Source organism: Rhodococcus sp. 11-3 (genome assembly GCF_023704055.1).
Lineage (GTDB): Bacteria > Actinomycetota > Actinomycetes > Mycobacteriales > Mycobacteriaceae > Rhodococcus > Rhodococcus aetherivorans.
This window is the reverse complement of record NZ_CP080406.1, coordinates 4,262,480-4,282,679: the sequence shown is the minus strand read 5'-3', so window position 1 is coordinate 4,282,679 and position 20,200 is coordinate 4,262,480. Positions and strand designations below refer to the sequence as shown.

The following is a 20,200-nucleotide window of genomic DNA, read 5'->3' as shown; positions in this document are numbered from 1 at the left end:
CGGCGTGCGCGGCTCCGCGCATTGACAGTGTCAACCTACCGCGGGACCATAGCAATTGACGGTGTCAACCCGAGTCGCACCGGAGGTGGTGGCGGTCATGACACGGATGCAGAAGATCTCGACCGAGGTGGGTCCACTCGCCGTCCGCGTGCACGGGGAGGGCCGGCCCGCGGTGCTCTGGCACAGCCTGTTCGTCGACGAAAGATCATGGAGCAGAGTCGAAGACGCGCTGGGAGTCGACCGGCGCCTCGTCGTGGTCACCGGTCCCGGGCACGGGGCGAGCGGTGACCCCGGCCGGCGCTACACCACCGGGGAATGCGCCGCGGCGGCCGTCACCGTGCTCGACGCCCTCGGTGTCGACGAACCCGTCGACTGGGTCGGCAACGCCTGGGGCGGCCACGTCGGCATCGTCTTCGCGACCGACGCGGCGTCGAGGTGCCGGACGCTGGTGACGCTGGGGACGCCCGTCCAGGCGCTGAACCGGCCGGAGCGCGCGCGCACGCTGTTCCTCCTCGCCGCCTACCGGACGCTCGGCGCCGCCGGGTTCATCCGGTCCGGCGTGACGAACGTATTGCTCTCCGCCGCAACGAGGGAGCGCGACCCGGAGGCGGTCGCACTCGTCGAGGACTGTTTCGTCCGCGCGGACCGGGCCGCGCTGCGCAACGCCGTCGTCTCCATCTCGCTGCACCGGCCCGACCTCACCGAGCGGCTCCCACGGGTGTCGGTCCCGACCCTGTTCGTCACCGGCAGCGATCACAAGGGCTGGACGCCCGAGCAGGCACGCGCGGCGAGCCTGCTGCTACCCGACGGGTCCTGCGCCGTCGTCGACGGCGCCGCGTACCTCGTACCGCTCGAGGCGCCGGCCGAGACGACGGACCTGGTGCGGCGATTCTGGGCCGCCGCGGTACCGCGCCGCACGTGAGACGTCTTGCAGAACTTCAGAGTTCGCGTCGCATGGCCGCGCGGGGCCACCGGTCCATACCCCCGGCGGCCTCGTCGCGTCGGATCTGCCGCAGCCCCGGGCCGAGTTCGTCGTCGCGCAGGTACCGGAAGCCGAGCCGCCGGTAGTACGGCCCGTTCCACGGGACGTCGGCGAAGGTGGTCAGCGTCAGGGCGGGCAGTTCGCGGACACGCGCCCAGCCGGCGAGATGGTCGATCAGGGCCCGGCCGAGCCCGCGGCGCGCATGGTCCGGATGCACCGACACCTGCTCGATGTGGGCGGTGCCGTCGACGACATCGGCGAGCAGGTATGCCACCGGGCGGTCGTGGCCGTCGAGGCACACCCAGGCGCGCCCGCCGGTCACATACTCGTGCAGCTCCTCGAGCGTGGGCGGCGGGTCGGCGGCGACGGCGTCCATTCCGAGGTCCGCGAACGCGCGGCCGGCCGCGCGCTCGATGTCCTGAAGAACCGGCAGCTCCGCCGCGAGTGCGGGACGGACGCGAGGCGCGTCGTCGCCGGGCAACGCGAGGTCCTTGAAGAAGTACAGCGACGATGCGGAGTACGCGTACTTGCCGAACCGTTCGGGCAGCGGCTCGTATCCGGCGGCGGCATACATGGCGAGAGCCTCGGGCTGCTCGGTGCCGGTCTCGAGCACCATCCGACGCCGGCCCGCCTCGACGGCGGTGCGTTCGAGTTCGGCCAGGATCCGTCGGGCCACGCCCCGGCGGCGGGCGCCTTCCCGCACGTACATGCGCTTGATCTCGGCGTCGCCGTCGCGCAGTCCCGGATGCGCCGAGTCGCGGGCCCGCCAGCCACCGATCCCCGCCGGCGCACCGCCGCCGCGGGCGAGCAGGAAGACGCCGTGCGGCGGGGTGAACTCCTCCGGATGCAGCGACGTGTGGTCCGGTCCGCCGTAGCGACGGACGTACTCGAGCTGCACCTCGTCGATCAGGGACTGCACCTCGGCGTCGTCGATGGGACGCGGTTCGATCTGCACGGCCGGAGGGTACCGCGCGTTCGCGGCGCCATACTGGGAAGGTGGGTTCTGTCGCCGGAACGGACTGTGGTGATTTCGCGGCCGCCCCCTGGCTCTATCCCGGGACGGCCGCGCCGGGCAGTGGCCTGCTCCGGGGGGACGGCTATCACCGGGCACGTCCCCTGCCGGGAGCCGGCCTCGGTGCGGCACGGCTGGACGGGCGCGAGGACTCGACGCTCGACGAGGCGCTGCGCCGGGCCGGCGTCGCCGGCGTCGGCGACCGGCACCTCGTCGTCGCGGTGGGCTCGAACGCGTGCCCGGCGGTCGTGCGACGCAAGTTCACGGCCGGAAACGTCGACACCACCGTGCCGTTCCTGCGCGCGACGGTCGTGGGCATCGCCGTCGGGCACAGCGCCCACGTCAGCGTGGCCGGCTACGTCGCGGCGACCGCGTTCCGGCGGCCGGGGACCCGCACCCCGGTGTTCGCGTCGCTGCTCGACCGAGACCAGCTCGCGTGCCTCGACGCGACGGAGCGGAACTACACGCGACGCACCGTGACCGCCGACGAGTGCCGGCTGGAGATCGACGGCGGACAGCGGCCGGCGTCCTTCGGCGTGTACGTCTCGAAGTGGGGCGCACTCGCGCCGCCGGGGGCGCCGCCGCTGCCGCTGCAGTCCCAGGAGGCGCTGTTCGCCGCGCTCCTGCGCCACTGTGCCGGGTTCGCCGCACTCGTCGGCCGGCGCCCGCACGAGTACCGGTCCGCGATGAAAGCCCTTGCGGGTGAAGCGGACCTGCGCGCCGCCCTGCGACAGTCGTTCGCCGCGTCGGGCTGGGCCGCCCGCAGCGGCTTCGACGGCTAGCGGCAGGAGCAACGACTTCCACGACAGCCGGGTCGACAACGGTGCGAACCCGGCGTTGACTGGAGAGATACATACTCCCCTGGCCATGGAGGCCGTCATGCTCATCATCTTCGGACTCGTCGTTCTCCTCGCCGCCGTGATCATCGGTGTGGCCGGGGTGTTGGGCAACACCGGCGCCGCCCATGCACTGACCGACGACAGCTTCGTCGTCTTCGGGTACCACGTCACCGGTTCGACCGGGGCACTGTTCCTCTACGGCATCGTCGTCGGTGCGATCGGAGCGGTCGGGCTGAGTCTCCTGCTCGCCGGTGCGCAGCGGACCTCGCGTCGAGGTCGGCTCGCTCGCCGCGAACTGAAAGAATCCCGCCTCGAGACCACCGCCGCGAGGCACGAGTACGACCGGTCCTCCGCACCGCAGCCCTCCGCACCGCAGCCCGGCAGCGCCGTCCCGCCGCCGCCCGGGGGCTCGCCGTCCAACTCACCCGATTGGCGCCATCCGTTCGGCAATCGATCCGGTGGGTCGACCGCCGCCCCCCACTGACCGTCCTCCCCGGCCCCCGAGGCGATCGGGGGCCGACCGCCGGCACCAGCGCCGGTTCGATGCTCGGGCTGCGATGTTCGGCCGGCAGCCGGCCGAGGTCACTGCACCGGCGGTGCCGGTGCGGGCGGTGTCGGCGCCCGAAGGTGGGTGGGGGTGCTGAACCGGGCTGCGCGCCGGTGGATCCGGTGTTCGTGACCGCGCCACCGCACTGCCGGCAGATACCGCATCGGTTCGGCGTAGAACACGCGCTTGGCATACTCGATCAGCACCAGGTAGCCGATCACCAGCACGACCAGGGTGAGGAAGAACCCGATCGGCAGGGGCGTGAACCCCAGGTCCGCGCCGAGCGGGGAGACCGTGATCGCGATACCGACCGCAAGCACCCCGGCGACGGTGAGCACCAGTCCCAGGCTGGGCCGGCTGCGCAGGAACGGGACGCGGCGGGTGCGGATCGCGAACACGATCAGGGTCTGGGTGGCCAGGGATTCGACGAACCAACCGGTGTGGAACAGCTCCGGCCCGGCAGCGAACACCCCGAGCATGATCCCGAAGGTGATGAAGTCGAACAGCGAGCTGATCGGGCCGAAGAACAGCATGAACCGGCGGATGAACGCGATGTCCCAATGCGAGGGTGCGTGCAGTTGTTCCTCGTCGACGCGATCACCGGGAATCGCGAGCTGGCTGGTGTCGTAGAGCAGGTTGTTGAGCAGGATCTGGCTCGGCAGCATCGGCAGGAAATCCAGCACCGCCGAGGCCGCCGCGGCGCTGAACATGTTGCCGAAATTGCTCGACGTGCTCATCAGCACGTACTTGATCGTGTTGGTGAAGGTACGCCGCCCTTCCGTGACGCCGTCCGCCAACACTCCGAGATCCTTCTCGAGCAGCACCACATCCGCGGCGTCCTTGGCCACATCGGTGGCGGAATCGACGGAGATGCCGACGTCCGCGGTGTGCAGGGCCAGCGCGTCGTTGACGCCGTCGCCGAGAAATCCGACAGACCGGCCGTGGGTGCGCAGGGTCTCGACCAGTCGCGCCTTCTGCTCCGGGGAGACCCGGGCAAAGATGGTGGCCCGCAATGCTGCCTCGCTGAACTGCGCGTCGTCGAGACCTGCGAGGTCGGAGCCGGTCAGGCTGCCGCCGGAGACGAGCCCGAGGTCGGCGCAGACCTTCTCGGCGACCTGCGGGTTGTCGCCGGTGGCCACCTTGACGGTGATGCCGAGGGCGGCGAGCCGGGTCAGCGAAGCGGCCGCGGAGGTCTTCGGCCGGTCGAGGAATACGAGGAAGCCGGTCAGGATCAGGCCGTGTTCGTCGTCGGGGACGAGCCGATCGGCGTGGCCGGGCGCGGGTTTGGAGGCCACGGCGACGACGCGGCTGCCTTGGGCGAACAGGCCGTTCAGCACCGTGTGCGCGGCGGTACCGACGTCAGCGCAGCGATCGAGCACGATCTCGGGCGCGCCCTTGACCACGATCAAGGACTCGCCGTCGGGACCGCGCACCAGCGTCGAGGACATGCGTCGCTCGTGGTCGAACGGCAGGGTGGCCAGCCGGGTGTACCCGTCCGCGACCGGGCCGGTGGGACCTGCCGCCGCCCACAGGGCGGTGTCCAGCGCGTTCGAACCGAGACGGACACCGCCGGCGGTGTCGGTGTCCGTCTCGGTGGCGAGCAGGCCGTGCAACAGCGCCGCCGAGCTGGGAGCACCGGAGGGGGCCAGCGCCTCGCGGAAACCGATCCGTCCGTCGGTGAGGGTGCCGGTCTTGTCGGTGAGGAGGATGTCGATGTCACCGAGGTCCTCGATACACACCAGACGTTTGACCAGAACCTTGCGGCGGGCCAGGCGTCGGGAACCTTCGGCGAGGGAGGTGCTCACCACCGCCGGCAGCAGCTGCGGAGTGATGCCCACCGCGATGGCGAAGGCGAACAGCAGCGACTCGATCAGCGGACGGTGCAGCACCAGGTTGGTGACCACGATCGTCGCGGTCAGAGCGACGGCGACCTGCAGCAGCAGCACCGAGAAGCGCCGCAGCCCGATCTGGAACTCGGTCTCCGGCTCGCGTTCACCGAGCCCGACCGCGATGCGCCCGAACTCGGCGTCCGCGCCGGTGGCGACGACCACCCCCGTCCCGGTGCCGGCATGGACGACGGTGCCCATGAATGCGCACCCGGCCAGATCTGCCAGGGCCGTTCCCGGCGACACCGGGTCCACGGACTTGGCGGCCGGCTCCGATTCGCCGGTCAGGACACTCTCGTCGCATTCGAGCCCGGTCGCGCTGAGCAGGCGCAGGTCGGCGGGCACGAGCTCGCCCAGGACGAGGTGCACCACATCGCCGGGCACCAGTTCGGTGACGTCGATCGTGGCAGCGGCGCCGTCGCGCAGCACCACCACGGTGTGCCGTTGCCTCGAGTGCAGTGCGGCGCTGGCGCGTTCGGCGCGGTACTCGTTGACGAAGCCCAACCCGATGCTCGCCAGCAGGATGACCCCGATGATGACGGCGTCGTTGCGGTCGCCGAGAAAGAACGATGCGACCGCGGTCGCGGACAGCAGCAGCAACAGCGCGCTGCGCAGTTGCCGCCCCAACACCGCCAGGGCACTCACGCCGTGGCTGCGCACCGCATTCGGTCCGGCCACCGCCAGCCGGGCGGCCGCGTCTGCGCTGCTCAGACCGGTGGACGAACTCTGCAGACGGGACAGCACGTCGGTGCTCTCACCGGCTGCGGCGTCGGCCGCGGCGATGTGCAGGACCGGGAGGCCGGTCATCCGGCCATACCGATCGATGCCGCAACTCGCCCGTGCAGTGCGACGACAACGGACATCCTGCCCCTGCTCAACCGCGCAGGCACGTCACCCGCACCGCCGCACCCTGTCCGGCACAGCATCCGCCTCGCCGCTGCCTGCATGGCCGCAAACTTAACCGGTCCCGGCTACGTTCGGAGCGGTCCGCGTACAGACGCGGGCAACCACGGGTTCGTCCCGGTCACGACCTGCCGGTCTCGTCCAGCCGCCGGCGCAGGTGCTCCCGTTCGGGTTCGGTTCCGGCCTGCTCGAGCGCCCGCCGGTAGGCGACGGCGGCCTCGTCGTCGCGGCCGAGCCGGTGCAGCAGTTCGCCGCGCGCGGTGGAATACGGGTGGTAGCCGCGCAGCCGGGGCTCGTCGGCGAGTGCGTCGAGCAGCGCCAGGCCGGCCTCGGGACCGTCGCGCATCGCCACCGCCACGGCGCGGTTCGCCGCGACGACCGGCGACGGTGCCAGGGCGGACAGGACGTCGTAGAGCGCGACGATCTGCGGCCAGTCGGTGGATGCGGCGTCGGGGGCCTCGTCGTGCAGCGCCGCGATCGCGGCCTGCACTCCGTACGGACCCGGCGGGCCGCCGGTCAGCGCCACGGGCACGAGGGCGGTGCCCTCGGCGATCAGGGCGTGGTCCCACCGTGCGCGATCCTGATCCGCGAGCAGAACGATCTCGCCGTCCGGGCCGGTCCGGGCGGCGCGTCGCGCATGGATCAGCAGCATCAAAGCGAGCAGCCCGGTCACCTCCCGCTCGCCGGGCAGCAGTCGGCGCAGGATCCGGACCAGCCGGATCGACTCCTCGGCGAGGTCGAGACGTTGCAGGTCCGGCCCCGAGCTGGCTACGTATCCCTCGGTGAAGACCGAGTAGAGCACCTGTAGCACGCCCGGCAGTCGCTCCGGCAACTCGTCCGGATCCGGCACCCGGAACGGGATGCGGGCCTGCCGGATCTTCTTCTTCGCCCGTACGATCCGCTGGGCCATCGTCGCGGTCGGGACGAGAAAGGCGCGCGCCACCTCGGGTGTCTCGAGCCCGGCCAGGCATCGCAGGGTCAGTGCCACCCGGTCCTCGGCCGGCAGCGCCGGGTGGGCACAGGTGAAGAACAACTGCAGGCGTTCGTCGGGCATCTCACTGCCGGCGTCCGGGGTGCGGGAGGGGGCGGCCCGTTCCGAATCCACCTGCAGAACGGCGAGCCGGGCGGCGTACACCTGATCCCGCCGGAGCCGGTCCACGGCCTTGCGCCGCGCCGTCGTCAGCAGCCAGGCCCCCGGCTTGGCCGGTACGCCCCGGACGGGCCAGTGCACCAGCGCCGCCTCGATCGCCTCGGCGGCGACGTCCTCGGCCAGGTCGAGGTCGCCGAAGCGGTGGACGAGCGCGGCGAGCAGCCGACCGCGCTCCTCCCGGAACACCGCTTCCACGGCGGCGTCGACCCGGGCGCCGGCGCCCGGCCCGTCCGTCGCGGTCACTGCCCGAAGTCGGCGATCGGCCGCACCACCACGGATCCGCCGCCGCGCGCCCCGGGACAGCGGGCCGCCCAGTCCAGCGCGACGTCGAGGTCGGGCACGTCGACGACGTAGAAGCCCCCGAGGACCTCGCGCGTCTCGGCGAACGGCCCGTCGGTGGTGACGGCACGCGCACCGTCGGGGCCGACCCGCACGGTCGTCGCGGTGGTCAGGTCCGCGAGCGACTCCGAGGCAACGACGATTCCGGTCTCCTGGATCTGCTTGTCGTAGACCATCCACTCCTCGACGCTGCACTGGTCGCCTGCGTCGGCCGATGCGGCGTTGATCAGCAGCATGTACTTCATGGTGAGCACCTCTCGTTGGGTGAGTGTCCTGTGCGGCAGGGTTGCCGTACGACATGACGACGAACGGGACGGCGTCGGATCGACAGGGGTACCGGTTCATTGTCGACGGCGACCCCGACATCCGGTGGCACGTCCGGGCGCGGTCGCCGGATCGTCAGCCGGCATACCCCACGGTCGCGCCGGTGCGCTCCCGGGCGCGGGCCAGTCGCTGTGCCTCGGCCTCGAGTTCGTCCCGCGTCCGCACGGACAGCGGCTCGAACGGCTCGACCAACACCGCGAGCGTGTCCCGGGGCGTGGCCCTCGCCCGCCAGATCCCTCGTATCTCCCCGTCGACGAGGACGACACCGGGGCTGCCGATCGGGCGCCAGATCGCCTTCCGGCGCGCTCGGTCCGGGACCAGGAACTCTCTGTCCCGGGCCTGCAGCCACGGATCGCCGGGCGGCAGCAGGCGGGTCGCTCGCACGTCGGCGGCCCCGTCCAGGTCAGCGACCGCCGAGGCCGGCACCAGGCCCTTCCCGGCCGGGCCGTTCACCGGAACCAGATCGTCGGGCAGGACCGCGCGAATCGTTGCGATGTCGGTGCCCAGGAAGGCCGCCAGCCCGGCCGGTGTGACCGGCGCCAGCACGTCGGCGTACCGGTGCAGGGCGGCAGCGGTGCTCTCGGCGCGCTCGGGCACCGCATCGGGTCCGATCCCTGCGGGCAGGACGTCGAGGTGGGTGCTGCGGCCCTGTGGGCAGACCCGCACGCGTGCCGCGAGGCCGACCTGCTGGAACAGCGCACCGGAGATGTGTCGGGTTCTGCACGAGGGGCAGTGATAGGTGAGGTCGGCGGGAACCGCCGCGCTGACCGCCGCACTCAGCTCTCCCTTGGTCATCGGGCCGGTGAGCGCGGCGCCCATGGCCTCGGCCGCCTCGGTGAATGCGCGCAGGCCGCGCTGGGCGCCCTCGCGGATCTGCCCGGTCCCGATACGTGTCGTGGCGTCGGTGTCGTTCACCGGCCAGAGGGCCGCGGCGAGAAACGCGAGATCCCCGGGCCGATGCAGGTGCGGCGCCCCGCGCCACGACCATACGAGGACGAGTGAATCATGTTCTGCCGCGGCGTCGTCCGATCGTGCGGCGAGCGCGTCGCGGGCCGATCCGTACGGGGTGTCCTGGACCCCGAGCGCAAGCACCCGATCTCGCCCGGCGGAGGTCCGGTCGAGTCCCTGGGCCGCGGCCCGGTAGCCGAGGATCCGACGTCGGCCGAGTGTCGTGACAACCACTTCCGGCCCTCCGATCCTGTCGTCGCCGTGGTGTCCCCGGACGCGCCGGTGCGGGCGATCCCGGCAACGACGATCCCGACAACGACATTGTCGGCGACATCGGCCCGCCCGTGCTGCCGCGCGGACTACCGGCGTGTCCAGGGTCCGCCCAGAACATGCGGGCTCCGTTCCTCTGCGACAGCCCCGCTGCCTGCTCTATCGTTGTGACGGGTGACAGGGCGGGCGGTCGCCGACTCCGGGATGTGTTGCAGGGCTATGTGCCAGGCCGTTCCTGGCAGGGGACCGGGACCGGAGGGTTGCGATGGTGCTGCTGTATTCGCGCACGAGCAGTTCGATACGGCGGTGGATCGACGAATCGGGCGGCCTCCGCCGATCCACGTGTGCGGCGACATCGGTACCGCCACCTCTCCGGTCTTGAACTCGGTCTTGCCCCAGCAGTTTCCGGGTGGCAACGGGGTGGCCGGCTTACCTCGGATCGGCTTCCCGGGACAGGGGGATCGATCGCGGTTGCGGGGTGAGGCGACGGCGCTGAGAAGGGGCGGGGGCTCGCGGTTCACAGGGGGACAGGGCGAGGAGCGGTCGAATGCAGGGGAAAGCTGTCGGTGACGAGGACGCGCTGGTGCTGCAGCCGTTGTCGATCGCGGTGCTCGACGGCCTGTGGGTGGGCAGCGGGATCACCGTCGGCATATGGGTGTTCGGATCACTGCTGTGGACGGTGGTCGTAGTGCTGGTCTGCGCCGGCACACACGCCGTCGGTTGCCGTACCCGCGGCGGTGGCGGCGCCGACAGGGTAGAGGCGACCGGTCCGTAGGAATTCGTCGCGGCCTCCGAATCGAATCTCGGCACTCGTCGAACAAGGGAGAGAAAGCATGGTCCGAGCAGTGATCTTCGCCGCCGGGACGGCCGTAGGCTTCGTCCTCGGTACCCGTGCCGGGCGGCAGACCTACGAGAAGATGAGGGATCAGTCCCTCGGCCTCTGGCACAACCCCGCGGTGCACGAGAAGGTGAGCGGTGCGACGCAGACCGCGAAAGACAAGGTGCCACAGGTGCAGCACAGGGTCGAGGCGCTGGCGAAGAAGGCGGCCCACCGCGGTTCGGGCACGGACACTGCCACCGGTGTACCGCTGACCGAGGCTGCGGCATCCGCTCCGGCGGCCATGGAACCGACTGTTCCTCCGACGACGGACGACCGGCCGAGCCTCGGTCCGAACAACTGAGCCCGCCGATGAGGCCCTCGGCGACGCGGCCCCCGCGCGCCGGAATCACGGACGCGGGTGTGTTCGGGGCGCGGACGTCGCTGCGCACTCCCGCCCCGGAGGGAGGCCCGCGATACTGAGGATCTCCGGCGGAACGCCGGCTTTGCCCGGTCACGGTGCCGGCGGGTGTCCCGGATCGGGGTCGGCAACTCGGCGCGGTTGCGGCATGCGAGGTTGTGATGATGGTGAGCGAAGCAGATCGCGAACGCCGCCGGGCGCGCCGGACCGCGGCCGAACGGCTGCATCCGGACGTCGGTGGGGACGCGGAGGCGTTGGCCACCGCGCTCGAGGCGATAGATCGTGCGCGTGCGGTCCCTGACTCGGAATCGGTCCCTGCCTCGGAGCCGCCGCCCGCGGTGGTGGTGCAGGGTCGCCGAGCCTTGTGGCGGCGGCACCTGCTGCGGGTACGGCCCCGCCGCAGAATCCGGCCCAACCGTCACGCCGGATGGTGAGGCCGCCGCCGGCGCGACGGATCGCCGTCCTCTTCGCGGTCGTCACGACGGCGTCAGGGCTCACCGCGCTCATGGCCTTCGCGTCGGACGTGGAGAACAACGCCGTGATCGCATGGGCGTCGCTGGGTCCGTACCTGCTGCTCGGGACGGTGGCGGGCGCGATCGCCGCCGCGCTCGCCCGGCGACCGGTACTGCTGGCGTCGGCACTCGTCGTCGTCGCGGCCGGCGCATGGACCCTGGGACCGCTGTACCTGCCCGGCGTCCCGGGCGACGGGCCGGACGCCGCATCCGGTCCCACCATCCGCGTGATGCAGGCCAATCTCATGGTCGGGCAGGCCGACTCCGATGCGCTGGTCCGGACGGTGCGCGAGCGACAGATCGACGTCCTCACCGTGCAGGAGCTGACCGACGGCGCGGTGGCCGCGCTGCAGGTCGCGGGGCTCGACGACCTGCTACCGCATCGCTTCCTGGCCCCGACGCCGACCGGCGGTGCGGGCGCCGGGATCTACAGCAGGTTTCCCGTCTCGGCCGGCCGGAAGCTCGACGGGTTCGGGCCGACGAACCTGACCGCGACTCTGGACACCGGTCCCGGACGCCCGCTGATCCTGTACGCGGTGCATCCCGCGCCGCCGTACCTGACACCCGCTCCGGCGTGGGCGGCCGAGCTGGAACGACTGGACGCGGAGCTCGAGTCGGTGTCCGGCACGGCCCCGGTCGTGGTCAGCGGGGACTTCAACGCGACGTACTCGCACACCCGCTTCCGCGACCTGCTCGACGACGGGTACGTGCACGCCGCGGACCGGGTCGGCGGCGGGCTCGTGCCGACGTATCCGGCGGACCGCCGCTACCCGGCCCTCGTCGGGATCGATCACATCCTCACGCGGGGCGCCACGGCGACCGCCCTCGAACGGATCGAGCTGCCCGGCTCCGATCATCACGGCCTCGTCGCCGGGATCCGGCTCCCTCCGCCGTCCGGCGACGAGAGTCCTGTCGAAGGTGGATAGCGGCCTCACCGCACGACCCGCAGCCGGATGTCGGTCGCAACGGGCCCCTGGGTCGCGACGAGACGTTCCAGCGCGAGCGGGGTTCCGCCCGGGCGGTCGAACAGTCGGACGCCGTCGCCGAGCAGGACCGGCGCGATGCAGACGAAGATCTCGTCGAGCAGGCCGGCCTCGAGGCACTGCCGGGCGACGTCGGCGCCGAGCACGTTGACGTATTTCCCGCCCGCGGCCGTGGTGGCCGCGGCCACGGCCGCGTGGAGGTCACCGACGAACGTCACGCCCGGGACCGGCTCGGCCGGAAGGTGGTGGGTGAGCACGAACTGCGGTCCGCTCCAGCCGCCACCGAACGCCTCGCCCTCGGCGGGTGTGCCCTTGTGCGGGTCGTCGCCGCGGAAGGTGCGGTTGCCGACGAGGAGCGCGCCGATCTCGCCGACGAGGTCGTCGATCGCCGGATCCGGTCCGAGGTACGGCACCAGCCACGACATGTCGCCGCCGGGACCGGCGATGAATCCGTCGACCGACGTCGTCGCCGAGTACAGCAGCTTGCTCATCGGCCTGCCTTCCGCTCGCGGTGTCTCGATTCTGTCCGTACCGACTGCCGGACGGACGGAAACTCGTCGCAATGGATGTGTAACTGGTTAATGTGGTTACGTGAGTCGGGTCGACATGCGCTCCGCCGAGGGCATCGAGTTCGTCGTCGACACCGGAGCGCCGTGCCTGGATCTGCTCTACACCGGCGGCGAGGGGGATCGGGCCCGGTGGGAGACGCTGCACGCCGCGGGCGACCTCGCGCGCTGGGTCGCGACGCACCTGCTCGGGCGGGCCGTCGCCGCGGCAGCGGTCGACGTCACCGCCGAGGATCTGATCCGCGCCAAGGAACTACGCGAGGTGTTGTGGCGCACCGCGAACCGGTCTGCGGACGGAGACGGGCCGGCGGCCGCCGACAGCGCCGCCCTCGACGCGGCCGCCGCCCGGCCGGACATCGCCCCACAGCTGCGCCCGCCCGGCGTGGTCACTCCCGTCACCGGCAGTCAGGTGCTGTCGACGCTGGCCCGCGACGCGATCGGCCTGCTGACCGGTCCGTACGCCGAGCGCATCAAGCGGTGCGCCGCCGACGACTGCGCCATCGTCTTCGCCGACACCTCCCGCGCGGGAACGCGGCGCTGGTGCTCGATGGCGCGGTGCGGCAACCGTGACAAGGTTCGTGCCCATCGGGAGAAGGAGAAGTGATGCCGGTCGGACAGACGAAGGACGCCGGATGGCAGATCGGGGTGTCGAAGACCCTGCCGCATCCGATCGACGCGGTGTGGCGGCTGCTCGTCGGCACACCCGAGCTGTGGCTCGGCCGCGGCGCGACGGTCCCGCGCGCCCCGGGTGCCGAGTGGCGCAGCGGCGACGGTGTCACGGGGGAGCTGCGCAGCCGCCACGAGGGGGACCGGGTGCGCCTGACCTGGCGGCCCGCAGGCTGGAACCACGACAGTACCGTGCAGGTGGCCGTCTCGGCCGCGCCCCGCGGCACCGTGCTCCGCTTCCATCAGGAGCGCCTCGCCGGCCCGGACGAACGCGCTGCTCAGCGCGCCCACTGGCAGGGGGCGCTGGCCCGGGTCGAGCGCGCTCTCGCCACCGCCGACGGCGACCAGGAGGGTGCACCCCTACCATCGGACCGGTGACCCGCGAACTCGCCACCGCCTACTGGCCCGACCTCGAACCGGGCCGGGCCACGGTCGCGGTTCCCGTCGGCGCGCTCGAGCAGCACGGGCCGCACCTGCCGCTCGACACCGACACCCGCATCGCCCGCGCGTTGACGGCCGCCCTGCCGGGCGTGCTCGTCGCGCCGGCCCTCGAGTACGGGTCCAGCGGCGAGCACGAGGGCTTCCCCGGCACCGTCTCGCTCGGCGCGGAGGCGATGGAGACCGTCCTCGTCGAATACGGTCGTTCGGTGTGCCGGTGGGCCGCGCGCCTGCTGTTCGTCAACTGGCACGGCGGCAACGTGCACCCGCTGACCAGGGCGGTGTCCCTGCTGCGCTACGAGGGCCGCGACGTGGCGTGGCTGCCGTTCGCCGTGCCCGGCGGCGACGCCCACGCCGGGGTCACCGAGACCAGCCTGCTGCTGCACCTCGACCCGCGCGTGGTGGACACCGCCCGCGCCGAGATGGGCAACACCGGCACCCTCGCCGACTTGATGCCACGGATGCGCGAGGGCGGTATCGTCGCCGTGTCCGCGAACGGCGTGCTGGGGGATCCGACGCCCGCGAGCGCGGCGCAGGGGGCACGATGGTTCGCCGAACTCGTCGATCGAGCAACGGCACAGGTAACCCGGTGGGAGCCGGATGGGAAAGGAAGACTCCGTTGACGAGCACGGCCCGACTGCCCGACGGATTCGGCGTCCGTATCGACCCGCGGGTGCGCGCCTACTCCGACGGCCGCGTGCTCATCGGCGGCTCGCCCACCCGCATGCTCAAGCTCGCCCCGGCGGCCGCGGCGATGATCGGCGACGGCTACGTGAAGGTCGTCGACTCGCAGACCGCCGTCGTGGCGCGGCGGCTGCTCGACTCCGGAGTCGGAAACCCCCGTCCCACGGCCCTGCCTGCCACGTCCGACGTCACCGTCGTGATTCCCGTCAAGAACAACACGGCCGGGCTCGAGCGGTTGCTGGCGGCCGTCGAGGGACTGACGGTGATCGTCGTCGACGACGGCTCCGACGTCCCGGTGCCCGCCCCGGCCAGGGCGTCGGTCCGGGTGCTGCGGCACGAGCGATCCCGTGGTCCGGCCGCGGCACGCAACACCGGACTGCGCGCCGCCACAACGCCGTTCGTCGCATTCCTCGACTCGGACGTGGTGCCGCGGAAGGGATGGCTCGAGGTGATGCTCGGGCACTTCTCCGACCCTGCGGTGGCCCTGGTGGCCCCGCGCGTCGTCGCGCTCGAGCCCGACAAGGGCGCCCTGGGGCGCTACGAACACGCGCGCTCGTCGCTGGATCTCGGCCGCCGCGAGGCCGCCGTCAAGTCCGGCAGCCCGGTCTCGTACGTACCGAGCGCCGCGATCATCGTCCGCCGCGACGTGCTCACCGCGACCGGCGGCTTCGACGAGGCCATGCACGTCGCCGAGGACGTGGACCTGTGCTGGCGGCTGCAGGAGGCCGGCTGGCGGCTGCGCTACGAACCGGTGGCGCACGTGGCCCACGACCACCGCGTCGGATTCCGGAAGTGGTTCACCCGCAAGGCCTTCTACGGCACGGGTGCGGCGCCCCTCGCGAGCCGGCACCCCGGCTCGGTGCCCACCATGTCGATGTCGGGGTCGATGCTGTTCGCGTGTGTGGCCGCCGCGAGCCGCACCCGCCTCGGCGTCGTCGGTTCGGTCGCGTCGCTGTCGGTGACGATGCTCCGGCTGCGGCGGATGTTCACCGAACTCGACCAGCCGACCCGCATCGCGGCGGTGCTCACCGCGCAGGGGTTCGTCGGCGGGATGTGGCAGGTCGCCTCCGCGCTGTGCCGGCACTACTGGCCGGTCACGCTCGTCGCCGCCGTGGTCTCGCCGAAGGTGCGTCGCGCGGTCCTCGGCTTCGCCGTCGCCGAGGGGCTGTGGGACTGGTACGGCCACCGTGAGGAGGGCGGCCTCGACCCCCTGCGCTACGTGTTCTACAAGCGCCTCGACGACATCGCCTACGGCGCCGGACTGTGGTGGGGCGCGGTCGAGGCCCGGGATCCGGCGGCGCTCACGCCCCGCATCCGGGGCTGAGCCGGGGTACCCCATCCATGGCCGATCCGGTGCACGCCGACGTGGTCGTGGTCGGCGGCGGCAGTTGCGGCTGCGTGCTGGCCGCCCGGCTCAGCGAGGACCCCGACCGGACGGTCCTGCTGCTCGAGGCCGGCCCCGGCTACCGCACGACCGCCGACACCCCGCCCGCGGTGCTCGACGCGACCGTCCTGCCCGTCGGTCCGGACAGCCCGTGGACCTGCGCCTACCCGGCCCGGCTGACCGGACGTCGTCGCTCCGTCGTCGCCCGCGGCCGGTTGCTGGGCGGCTCCGGCGCAGTGAACGGCGCGTATTTCGTGCGGGCCCGCCCGGACGACTTCGAGGCATGGCCGCCGTCCTGGTCGTTCGATCGGGTGGTGCCGCACTTCCGCGCCACCGAGACCGACGCCGACGCGGCGGACGCCGTGGAGACCGGAGTGAGCCGGCGATGGCACGGCGCGGCCGGCCCCGTGCCCGTCGCCCGCACGCCCCGGGAGCGGCTGCACCCGGCCAGCGCCGCGTTCCACGACGCGGCGCTCGCCGCCGGCCATCGCCGTGTGGACGACCTCAACGCGCCCGGCCCGGACGGGGTGGGCCCCGTCCCGCTCAACATCCGAGACGGGATGCGCGTCGGTCCCGCCCACGCGTACCTGTTGCCGGCGCTGGCCCGGCCGAACCTGACCGTGCGCACGGGAACGCGCGTGCGGCGGGTCGTGCTCTCGGGCGCGCGCGCAGTCGGTGTCGAGACCGAGGACGGCGAGACCGTCGGTGCCGGCCACGTCGTGCTCGCCGCCGGTGCGATCGGCTCCCCGCAGCTGCTCATGCTCTCCGGCATCGGCGACGGCGCCGAGCTCACCCGTCACGGCATCACCCCCCGGATCGAGATCCCCGGTGTGGGCACGGGTTACACCGACCATCCGGAGGTCGCCGTCCCCTACCGGTACCGCGCACCGCTGCCCGGGCCGGCCCCCGTGCTGCAGGTCGTCCTGCACGCCGGCAACCTCGAGCTGCGCCCCTACACCGCACCGTTCGCCGCGTCCGTCCCCGGTAGCGGCGTCGCCGACCCGGTCCTGGGGGTGGTGCTCACGAGGCCCCGCAGCCGCGGCGCGATCCGGCTCGACCCGGCCGACCCGTTCCGGCCGCCGCTGCTGGACTACCGCTATCTCGACGACCCGGCCGACCGTGCCGACCTGCGCGAGGGGGTGGCGCGCGCCGCGCACCTGCTCGCGGCGATGCCGGACGTCGTCGACCGCACCGGCCTCGACCCGGACGCATTCGACCCCGGCGACGCGTGGCTCGAGCGGCACCTCGGGACGTCGCTGCACCTGTCCGGAAGCTGCCGGATGGGCGGCGACGCCTCGGCCGTCGTCGACGAGCGGTGCCGGGTGCACGCCGCCGAGGGGCTGAGCGTCGTGGACACGTCCGTGTTCCCGCAGGTGCCCAGCCGTGGGCCGCACGCGACGGCCGTGATGCTGGCCGAACGGGTGGGCACCCGGACGTGCTTGTGACTCGGGTTACAGTTGTTCGGAGGAGGAACCGGCAGATGAGCAGCAGCGCATGACCGACGAACGATCCGGCGCGGCCAACCCCTGGGTGGCGCTGCGGCCCGGCGACGACCCGTCGCAGCTGGCGCAACGCGCGTCCTCGGCGCACAGCTCGTTCCTCGACGCGGCCGACACGTCGGTCGTACCTGCCTCCGTGCGCTCGGTGGTCCGCGAATCCTGGCTGCGCAGCCGCAGGAACGGCATCAGTCCCGACGCCGTCGAACAGCCGAGCCTGCTCACGGGCCTGGACCTCGAGCGGTACCGGGCCGGGCACCCGATGGCGCTGATCCGCCCCGTCGTGCGCAAGCTGCTGGTGGAGGACGCCGCCGACAGCGGGCTGCTCGTCGCGATCAGCGACGAACAGGGCCGGCTGCTGTGGGTCGAGGGTGATCACGCCGCCCGTGACCGGGCGCTGTCGATGAGCTTCGTCGAGGGCGCCGACTGGAGTGAGGAGCGGGTGGGCACCAACGCGCCCGGCACCGCTCTCGCTGTCGACCACTCGGTCCAGATCGTCGCCGCCGAGCACTTCAACCGCACCGTGCACGAATGGAGCTGCTCGGCCGCGCCGGTGCACGACCCGAGCACCGGCCGGATCCTCGGCGCCATCGACATCACCGGTGGGCTCCGCGTCGCCGCGCCGGAGGTGTTGCAGCTCGTGCGGGCCACGGTCGCCGCCGCGGAGTCGGAACTGCGGCTGCACCTGCTCAGCTCGCCGCGGCTGTTGTCGGCTGCCCGGACGAGCCTCGACACGTTCGGGTCGGGCCGGCCCACTCTGCACCGCGACGGCGAACGGATCCCGCTCTCCCAGCGCCACGCCGAGATCCTGCTGCTGCTCGCCGAACACCCCGAGGGCCTGAGCTCGGACCGGCTTGCGGTGCTGCTCGACGAGGCCGAGCTCGACTCCGTCACCATCCGTGCCGAGATGTCGCGCCTGCGAAAGGTTTTCGGACCCGAGGGGCTCGGCTCGCGCCCATACCGGCTCCTGGGCGAACTCGTCACCGACGTCGCGGAGGTCCGCGGCGCACTCGACCGCGGCGATGTGGCGACGGCGGTGCGTCTGTATGCCGGACCGGTGCTGCCCGGATCGGCCGCGCCCGGCATCGAGGAGATCCGGGACGAGCTGCGCGCCCGGGTGCAGGCCGCGCTGCTCCGGGCCGGCGACGCCCAGTTGCTCGCGCGGTGGACCGCGTCGGTGCACGGGCGCGACGACATCGCCGCGTGGGAGGCGTACCTGACCACCCTCGATCCGCATTCGACGCTGTTCGCCCAGGTCAAGGCCCGGATCGAGCTGCTGGACCGTCAGCTCGGGATCTGAGGTTCGGAGCTACGCAACGTAGTTGCAACCCACACGTTCGTAGTGTTCCGGATCACACGCCCCGCATGGGGGGTGCCAGACCATCCGAGGAGTGAACACCGATGACCGTGTACGCCCGTCCCGGCTCGCCCGACGCCCTGATGTCCTTCCAGTCCCGCTACGACAACTGGATCGGCGGCCAGTGGGTACCGCCTGTGAAGGGTCAGTACTTCGAGAACGTCACCCCGGTCACCGGTCAGCCGTTCACCGAGGTGGCCCGGTCCACCGAGGAAGACATCGAGCTGGCCCTCGACGCCGCCCACGCCGCCGCGCCGGCCTGGGGCAAGACGTCCGTCGCCGAGCGTTCCATCCTGCTCAACAAGATCGCCGACCGCCTCGAGGAGAACCTCGAGTCGATCGCCCTCGCCGAGACCTGGGACAACGGCAAGCCGATCCGCGAGACCCTCAACGCCGACATCCCGCTGGCGATCGACCACTTCCGCTACTTCGCGGGCGCGATCCGGGCGCAGGAGGGCTCGATCTCCGAGATCGACGCCGAGACCGTGGCCTACCACTTCCACGAGCCGCTCGGCGTCGTCGGCCAGATCATCCCGTGGAACTTCCCGATCCTGATGGCCGTGTGGAAGCTCGCCCCCGCCCTGGCCGCCGGCAACGCCGTCGTCCTCAAGCCGGCCGAGCAGACGCCCGCCTCGATCCTGTACCTGATCTCCGTCATCGGCGACCTGCTGCCCCCGGGCGTGGTGAACATCGTCAACGGCTTCGGCGTCGAGGCCGGCAAGCCGCTGGCCTCGAGCCCGCGCATCCGCAAGATCGCGTTCACCGGCGAGACCACCACCGGCCGCCTGATCATGCAGTACGCCTCGCAGAACCTGATCCCGGTCACCCTCGAGCTCGGCGGCAAGAGCCCGAACATCTTCTTCTCCGACGTGCTCTCGGTCAACGACGACTACCAGGACAAGGCGCTCGAGGGCTTCACGATGTTCGCCCTCAACCAGGGCGAGGTGTGCACCTGCCCGTCGCGCGCCCTGGTCCAGCAGGACATCTTCGACGACTTCCTGTCGCTGGCCGCGGTGCGCACGAAGGCCGTGCGCCAGGGCGACCCGCTCGACACCGACACGATGATCGGTGCCCAGGCGTCGAACGATCAGCTCGAGAAGATCCTGTCCTACATCGAGATCGGCAAGAGCGAAGGCGCGCAGGTGATCACCGGCGGCGAGCGCGCCGACCTCGGCGGCGATCTGTCCGGCGGCTTCTACGTCCAGCCGACGGTGTTCAGCGGCCACAACAAGATGCGCATCTTCCAGGAGGAGATCTTCGGACCGGTGGTCTCCGTGACGTCCTTCCAGGACTTCGACGACGCCATCTCCATCGCCAACGACACCCTCTACGGCCTCGGAGCCGGCGTCTGGTCCCGCGACGGCGGGGTCGCCTACCGGGCCGGCCGCGCCATCCAGGCCGGCCGGGTGTGGACCAACACCTACCACCAGTACCCGGCGCACGCGGCGTTCGGTGGCTACAAGCAGTCCGGCATCGGCCGCGAGAACCACCACATGATGCTCGACCACTACCAGCAGACGAAGAACCTCCTGGTGTCCTATGCGCCGAAGGCCCAGGGCTTCTTCTGATCCGAAGACCCGGCGCCTGTCACGTCATCCCCCCTGCGACGTGGCAGGCGCCGTTCCCATTCCGCCCTGCCCCGAGTCGAGCGAATGTATCGCCCACTCGATCAGTCG

General features: G+C 72.0%; 19 protein-coding genes. 13 read left to right on the top strand and 6 right to left on the bottom strand.

The window, feature by feature from the left end:
- Positions 1-97: 97 nt before the first annotated feature.
- Positions 98-922 (top strand): alpha/beta fold hydrolase, encoded by an 825-nt coding sequence (locus tag KZJ41_RS19720; protein ID WP_006930943.1) that lies wholly within the window; start codon positions 98-100, stop codon positions 920-922.
- Positions 923-938: 16 nt separating this feature from the next.
- Here KZJ41_RS19720 and KZJ41_RS19715 read toward each other — a convergent pair whose 3' ends face one another.
- Positions 939-1,937: a GNAT family N-acetyltransferase gene (locus KZJ41_RS19715; protein WP_168579876.1), complete on the bottom strand. Its 999-nt coding sequence runs from the start codon at positions 1,935-1,937 to the stop codon at positions 939-941.
- Between the two features lie 41 nt (positions 1,938-1,978).
- Here KZJ41_RS19715 and KZJ41_RS19710 point away from each other — a divergent pair, with 41 nt between their 5' ends.
- Both KZJ41_RS19710 and KZJ41_RS19705 read left to right on the top strand, forming a co-directional pair.
- Positions 1,979-2,776 carry a hypothetical protein gene (locus tag KZJ41_RS19710; protein WP_251549446.1) on the top strand — a complete coding sequence of 266 codons (798 nt, stop codon included), beginning with the start codon at positions 1,979-1,981 and terminating at the stop codon, positions 2,774-2,776.
- A gap of 97 nt (positions 2,777-2,873) precedes the next feature.
- A complete protein-coding gene (locus KZJ41_RS19705) occupies positions 2,874-3,317 on the top strand; it encodes a hypothetical protein (protein WP_050036402.1) in 444 nt (147 codons plus the stop codon).
- 98 nt (positions 3,318-3,415) lie between these two features.
- On the opposite strand, the gene mgtA is transcribed toward KZJ41_RS19705, so the two are convergent.
- The 4 genes from mgtA to KZJ41_RS19685 form a co-directional block, all read right to left on the bottom strand.
- Positions 3,416-6,073: a magnesium-translocating P-type ATPase gene (gene mgtA / locus KZJ41_RS19700; protein ID WP_251549444.1), complete on the bottom strand. Its 2,658-nt coding sequence runs from the start codon at positions 6,071-6,073 to the stop codon at positions 3,416-3,418.
- A 217-nt stretch (positions 6,074-6,290) separates the two neighbouring features.
- A complete protein-coding gene (locus KZJ41_RS19695; protein ID WP_102799900.1) occupies positions 6,291-7,562 on the bottom strand; it encodes an RNA polymerase sigma factor in 1,272 nt (423 codons plus the stop codon).
- Positions 7,559-7,903, bottom strand: coding sequence for a YciI family protein (locus KZJ41_RS19690; RefSeq protein WP_043800623.1), 345 nt, complete (start codon positions 7,901-7,903; stop codon positions 7,559-7,561). The genes KZJ41_RS19695 and KZJ41_RS19690 overlap by 4 nt, the downstream gene beginning before the upstream one ends.
- Before the next feature lie 154 nt (positions 7,904-8,057).
- Positions 8,058-9,164 (bottom strand): DNA glycosylase AlkZ-like family protein, encoded by a 1,107-nt coding sequence (locus KZJ41_RS19685; protein WP_251549442.1) that lies wholly within the window; start codon positions 9,162-9,164, stop codon positions 8,058-8,060.
- Between the two features lie 583 nt (positions 9,165-9,747).
- Between KZJ41_RS19685 and KZJ41_RS19680 the strand changes: the two genes are divergently transcribed.
- The 3 genes from KZJ41_RS19680 to KZJ41_RS19670 all read left to right on the top strand — a co-directional run bounded on the left by KZJ41_RS19680 (position 9,748) and on the right by KZJ41_RS19670 (position 11,876).
- Positions 9,748-9,975 (top strand): hypothetical protein, encoded by a 228-nt coding sequence (locus KZJ41_RS19680; RefSeq protein ID WP_051446102.1) that lies wholly within the window; start codon positions 9,748-9,750, stop codon positions 9,973-9,975.
- Positions 9,976-10,033: 58 nt separating this feature from the next.
- Positions 10,034-10,381: a YtxH domain-containing protein gene (locus KZJ41_RS19675; protein ID WP_043800517.1), complete on the top strand. Its 348-nt coding sequence runs from the start codon at positions 10,034-10,036 to the stop codon at positions 10,379-10,381.
- 484 nt (positions 10,382-10,865) lie between these two features.
- On the top strand, positions 10,866-11,876 hold the full coding sequence (locus KZJ41_RS19670) for an endonuclease/exonuclease/phosphatase family protein (protein WP_043800515.1): 1,011 nt from the start codon (positions 10,866-10,868) through the stop codon (positions 11,874-11,876).
- A gap of 5 nt (positions 11,877-11,881) precedes the next feature.
- Here the strand turns inward: KZJ41_RS19670 and KZJ41_RS19665 are convergent, their stop codons facing one another.
- Positions 11,882-12,424 carry a dihydrofolate reductase family protein gene (locus tag KZJ41_RS19665; protein ID WP_251549440.1) on the bottom strand — a complete coding sequence of 181 codons (543 nt, stop codon included), beginning with the start codon at positions 12,422-12,424 and terminating at the stop codon, positions 11,882-11,884.
- A gap of 100 nt (positions 12,425-12,524) precedes the next feature.
- On the opposite strand from KZJ41_RS19665, the gene KZJ41_RS19660 reads away from it, so the two are divergent.
- From KZJ41_RS19660 to KZJ41_RS19630, 7 genes are all read left to right on the top strand, one after another.
- On the top strand, positions 12,525-13,103 hold the full coding sequence (locus KZJ41_RS19660) for an ABATE domain-containing protein (protein ID WP_198163401.1): 579 nt from the start codon (positions 12,525-12,527) through the stop codon (positions 13,101-13,103).
- Complete coding sequence (locus KZJ41_RS19655; RefSeq protein ID WP_251549439.1) at positions 13,103-13,543, top strand: SRPBCC domain-containing protein; 441 nt, start codon at positions 13,103-13,105, stop codon at positions 13,541-13,543. The genes KZJ41_RS19660 and KZJ41_RS19655 overlap by 1 nt, the downstream gene beginning before the upstream one ends.
- The gene (mftE, locus tag KZJ41_RS19650) at positions 13,540-14,226 is read left to right on the top strand and encodes a mycofactocin biosynthesis peptidyl-dipeptidase MftE (protein WP_006930905.1); all 687 of its coding nucleotides are present in this window, start codon (positions 13,540-13,542) and stop codon (positions 14,224-14,226) included. Before KZJ41_RS19655 ends, mftE begins: the two co-directional genes overlap by 4 nt.
- Positions 14,223-15,611, top strand: coding sequence for a mycofactocin biosynthesis glycosyltransferase MftF (gene mftF, locus KZJ41_RS19645; protein ID WP_251549437.1), 1,389 nt, complete (start codon positions 14,223-14,225; stop codon positions 15,609-15,611). Before mftE ends, mftF begins: the two co-directional genes overlap by 4 nt.
- Before the next feature lie 17 nt (positions 15,612-15,628).
- Positions 15,629-17,116: a mycofactocin system GMC family oxidoreductase MftG gene (mftG, locus tag KZJ41_RS19640; protein WP_050035553.1), complete on the top strand. Its 1,488-nt coding sequence runs from the start codon at positions 15,629-15,631 to the stop codon at positions 17,114-17,116.
- Between the two features lie 49 nt (positions 17,117-17,165).
- Positions 17,166-18,467 carry a helix-turn-helix domain-containing protein gene (locus KZJ41_RS19635; RefSeq protein WP_065922335.1) on the top strand — a complete coding sequence of 434 codons (1,302 nt, stop codon included), beginning with the start codon at positions 17,166-17,168 and terminating at the stop codon, positions 18,465-18,467.
- Positions 18,468-18,568: 101 nt separating this feature from the next.
- The gene (locus KZJ41_RS19630) at positions 18,569-20,092 is read left to right on the top strand and encodes an aldehyde dehydrogenase family protein (protein ID WP_006930896.1); all 1,524 of its coding nucleotides are present in this window, start codon (positions 18,569-18,571) and stop codon (positions 20,090-20,092) included.
- The last annotated feature ends 108 nt before the right edge of the window (positions 20,093-20,200 follow it).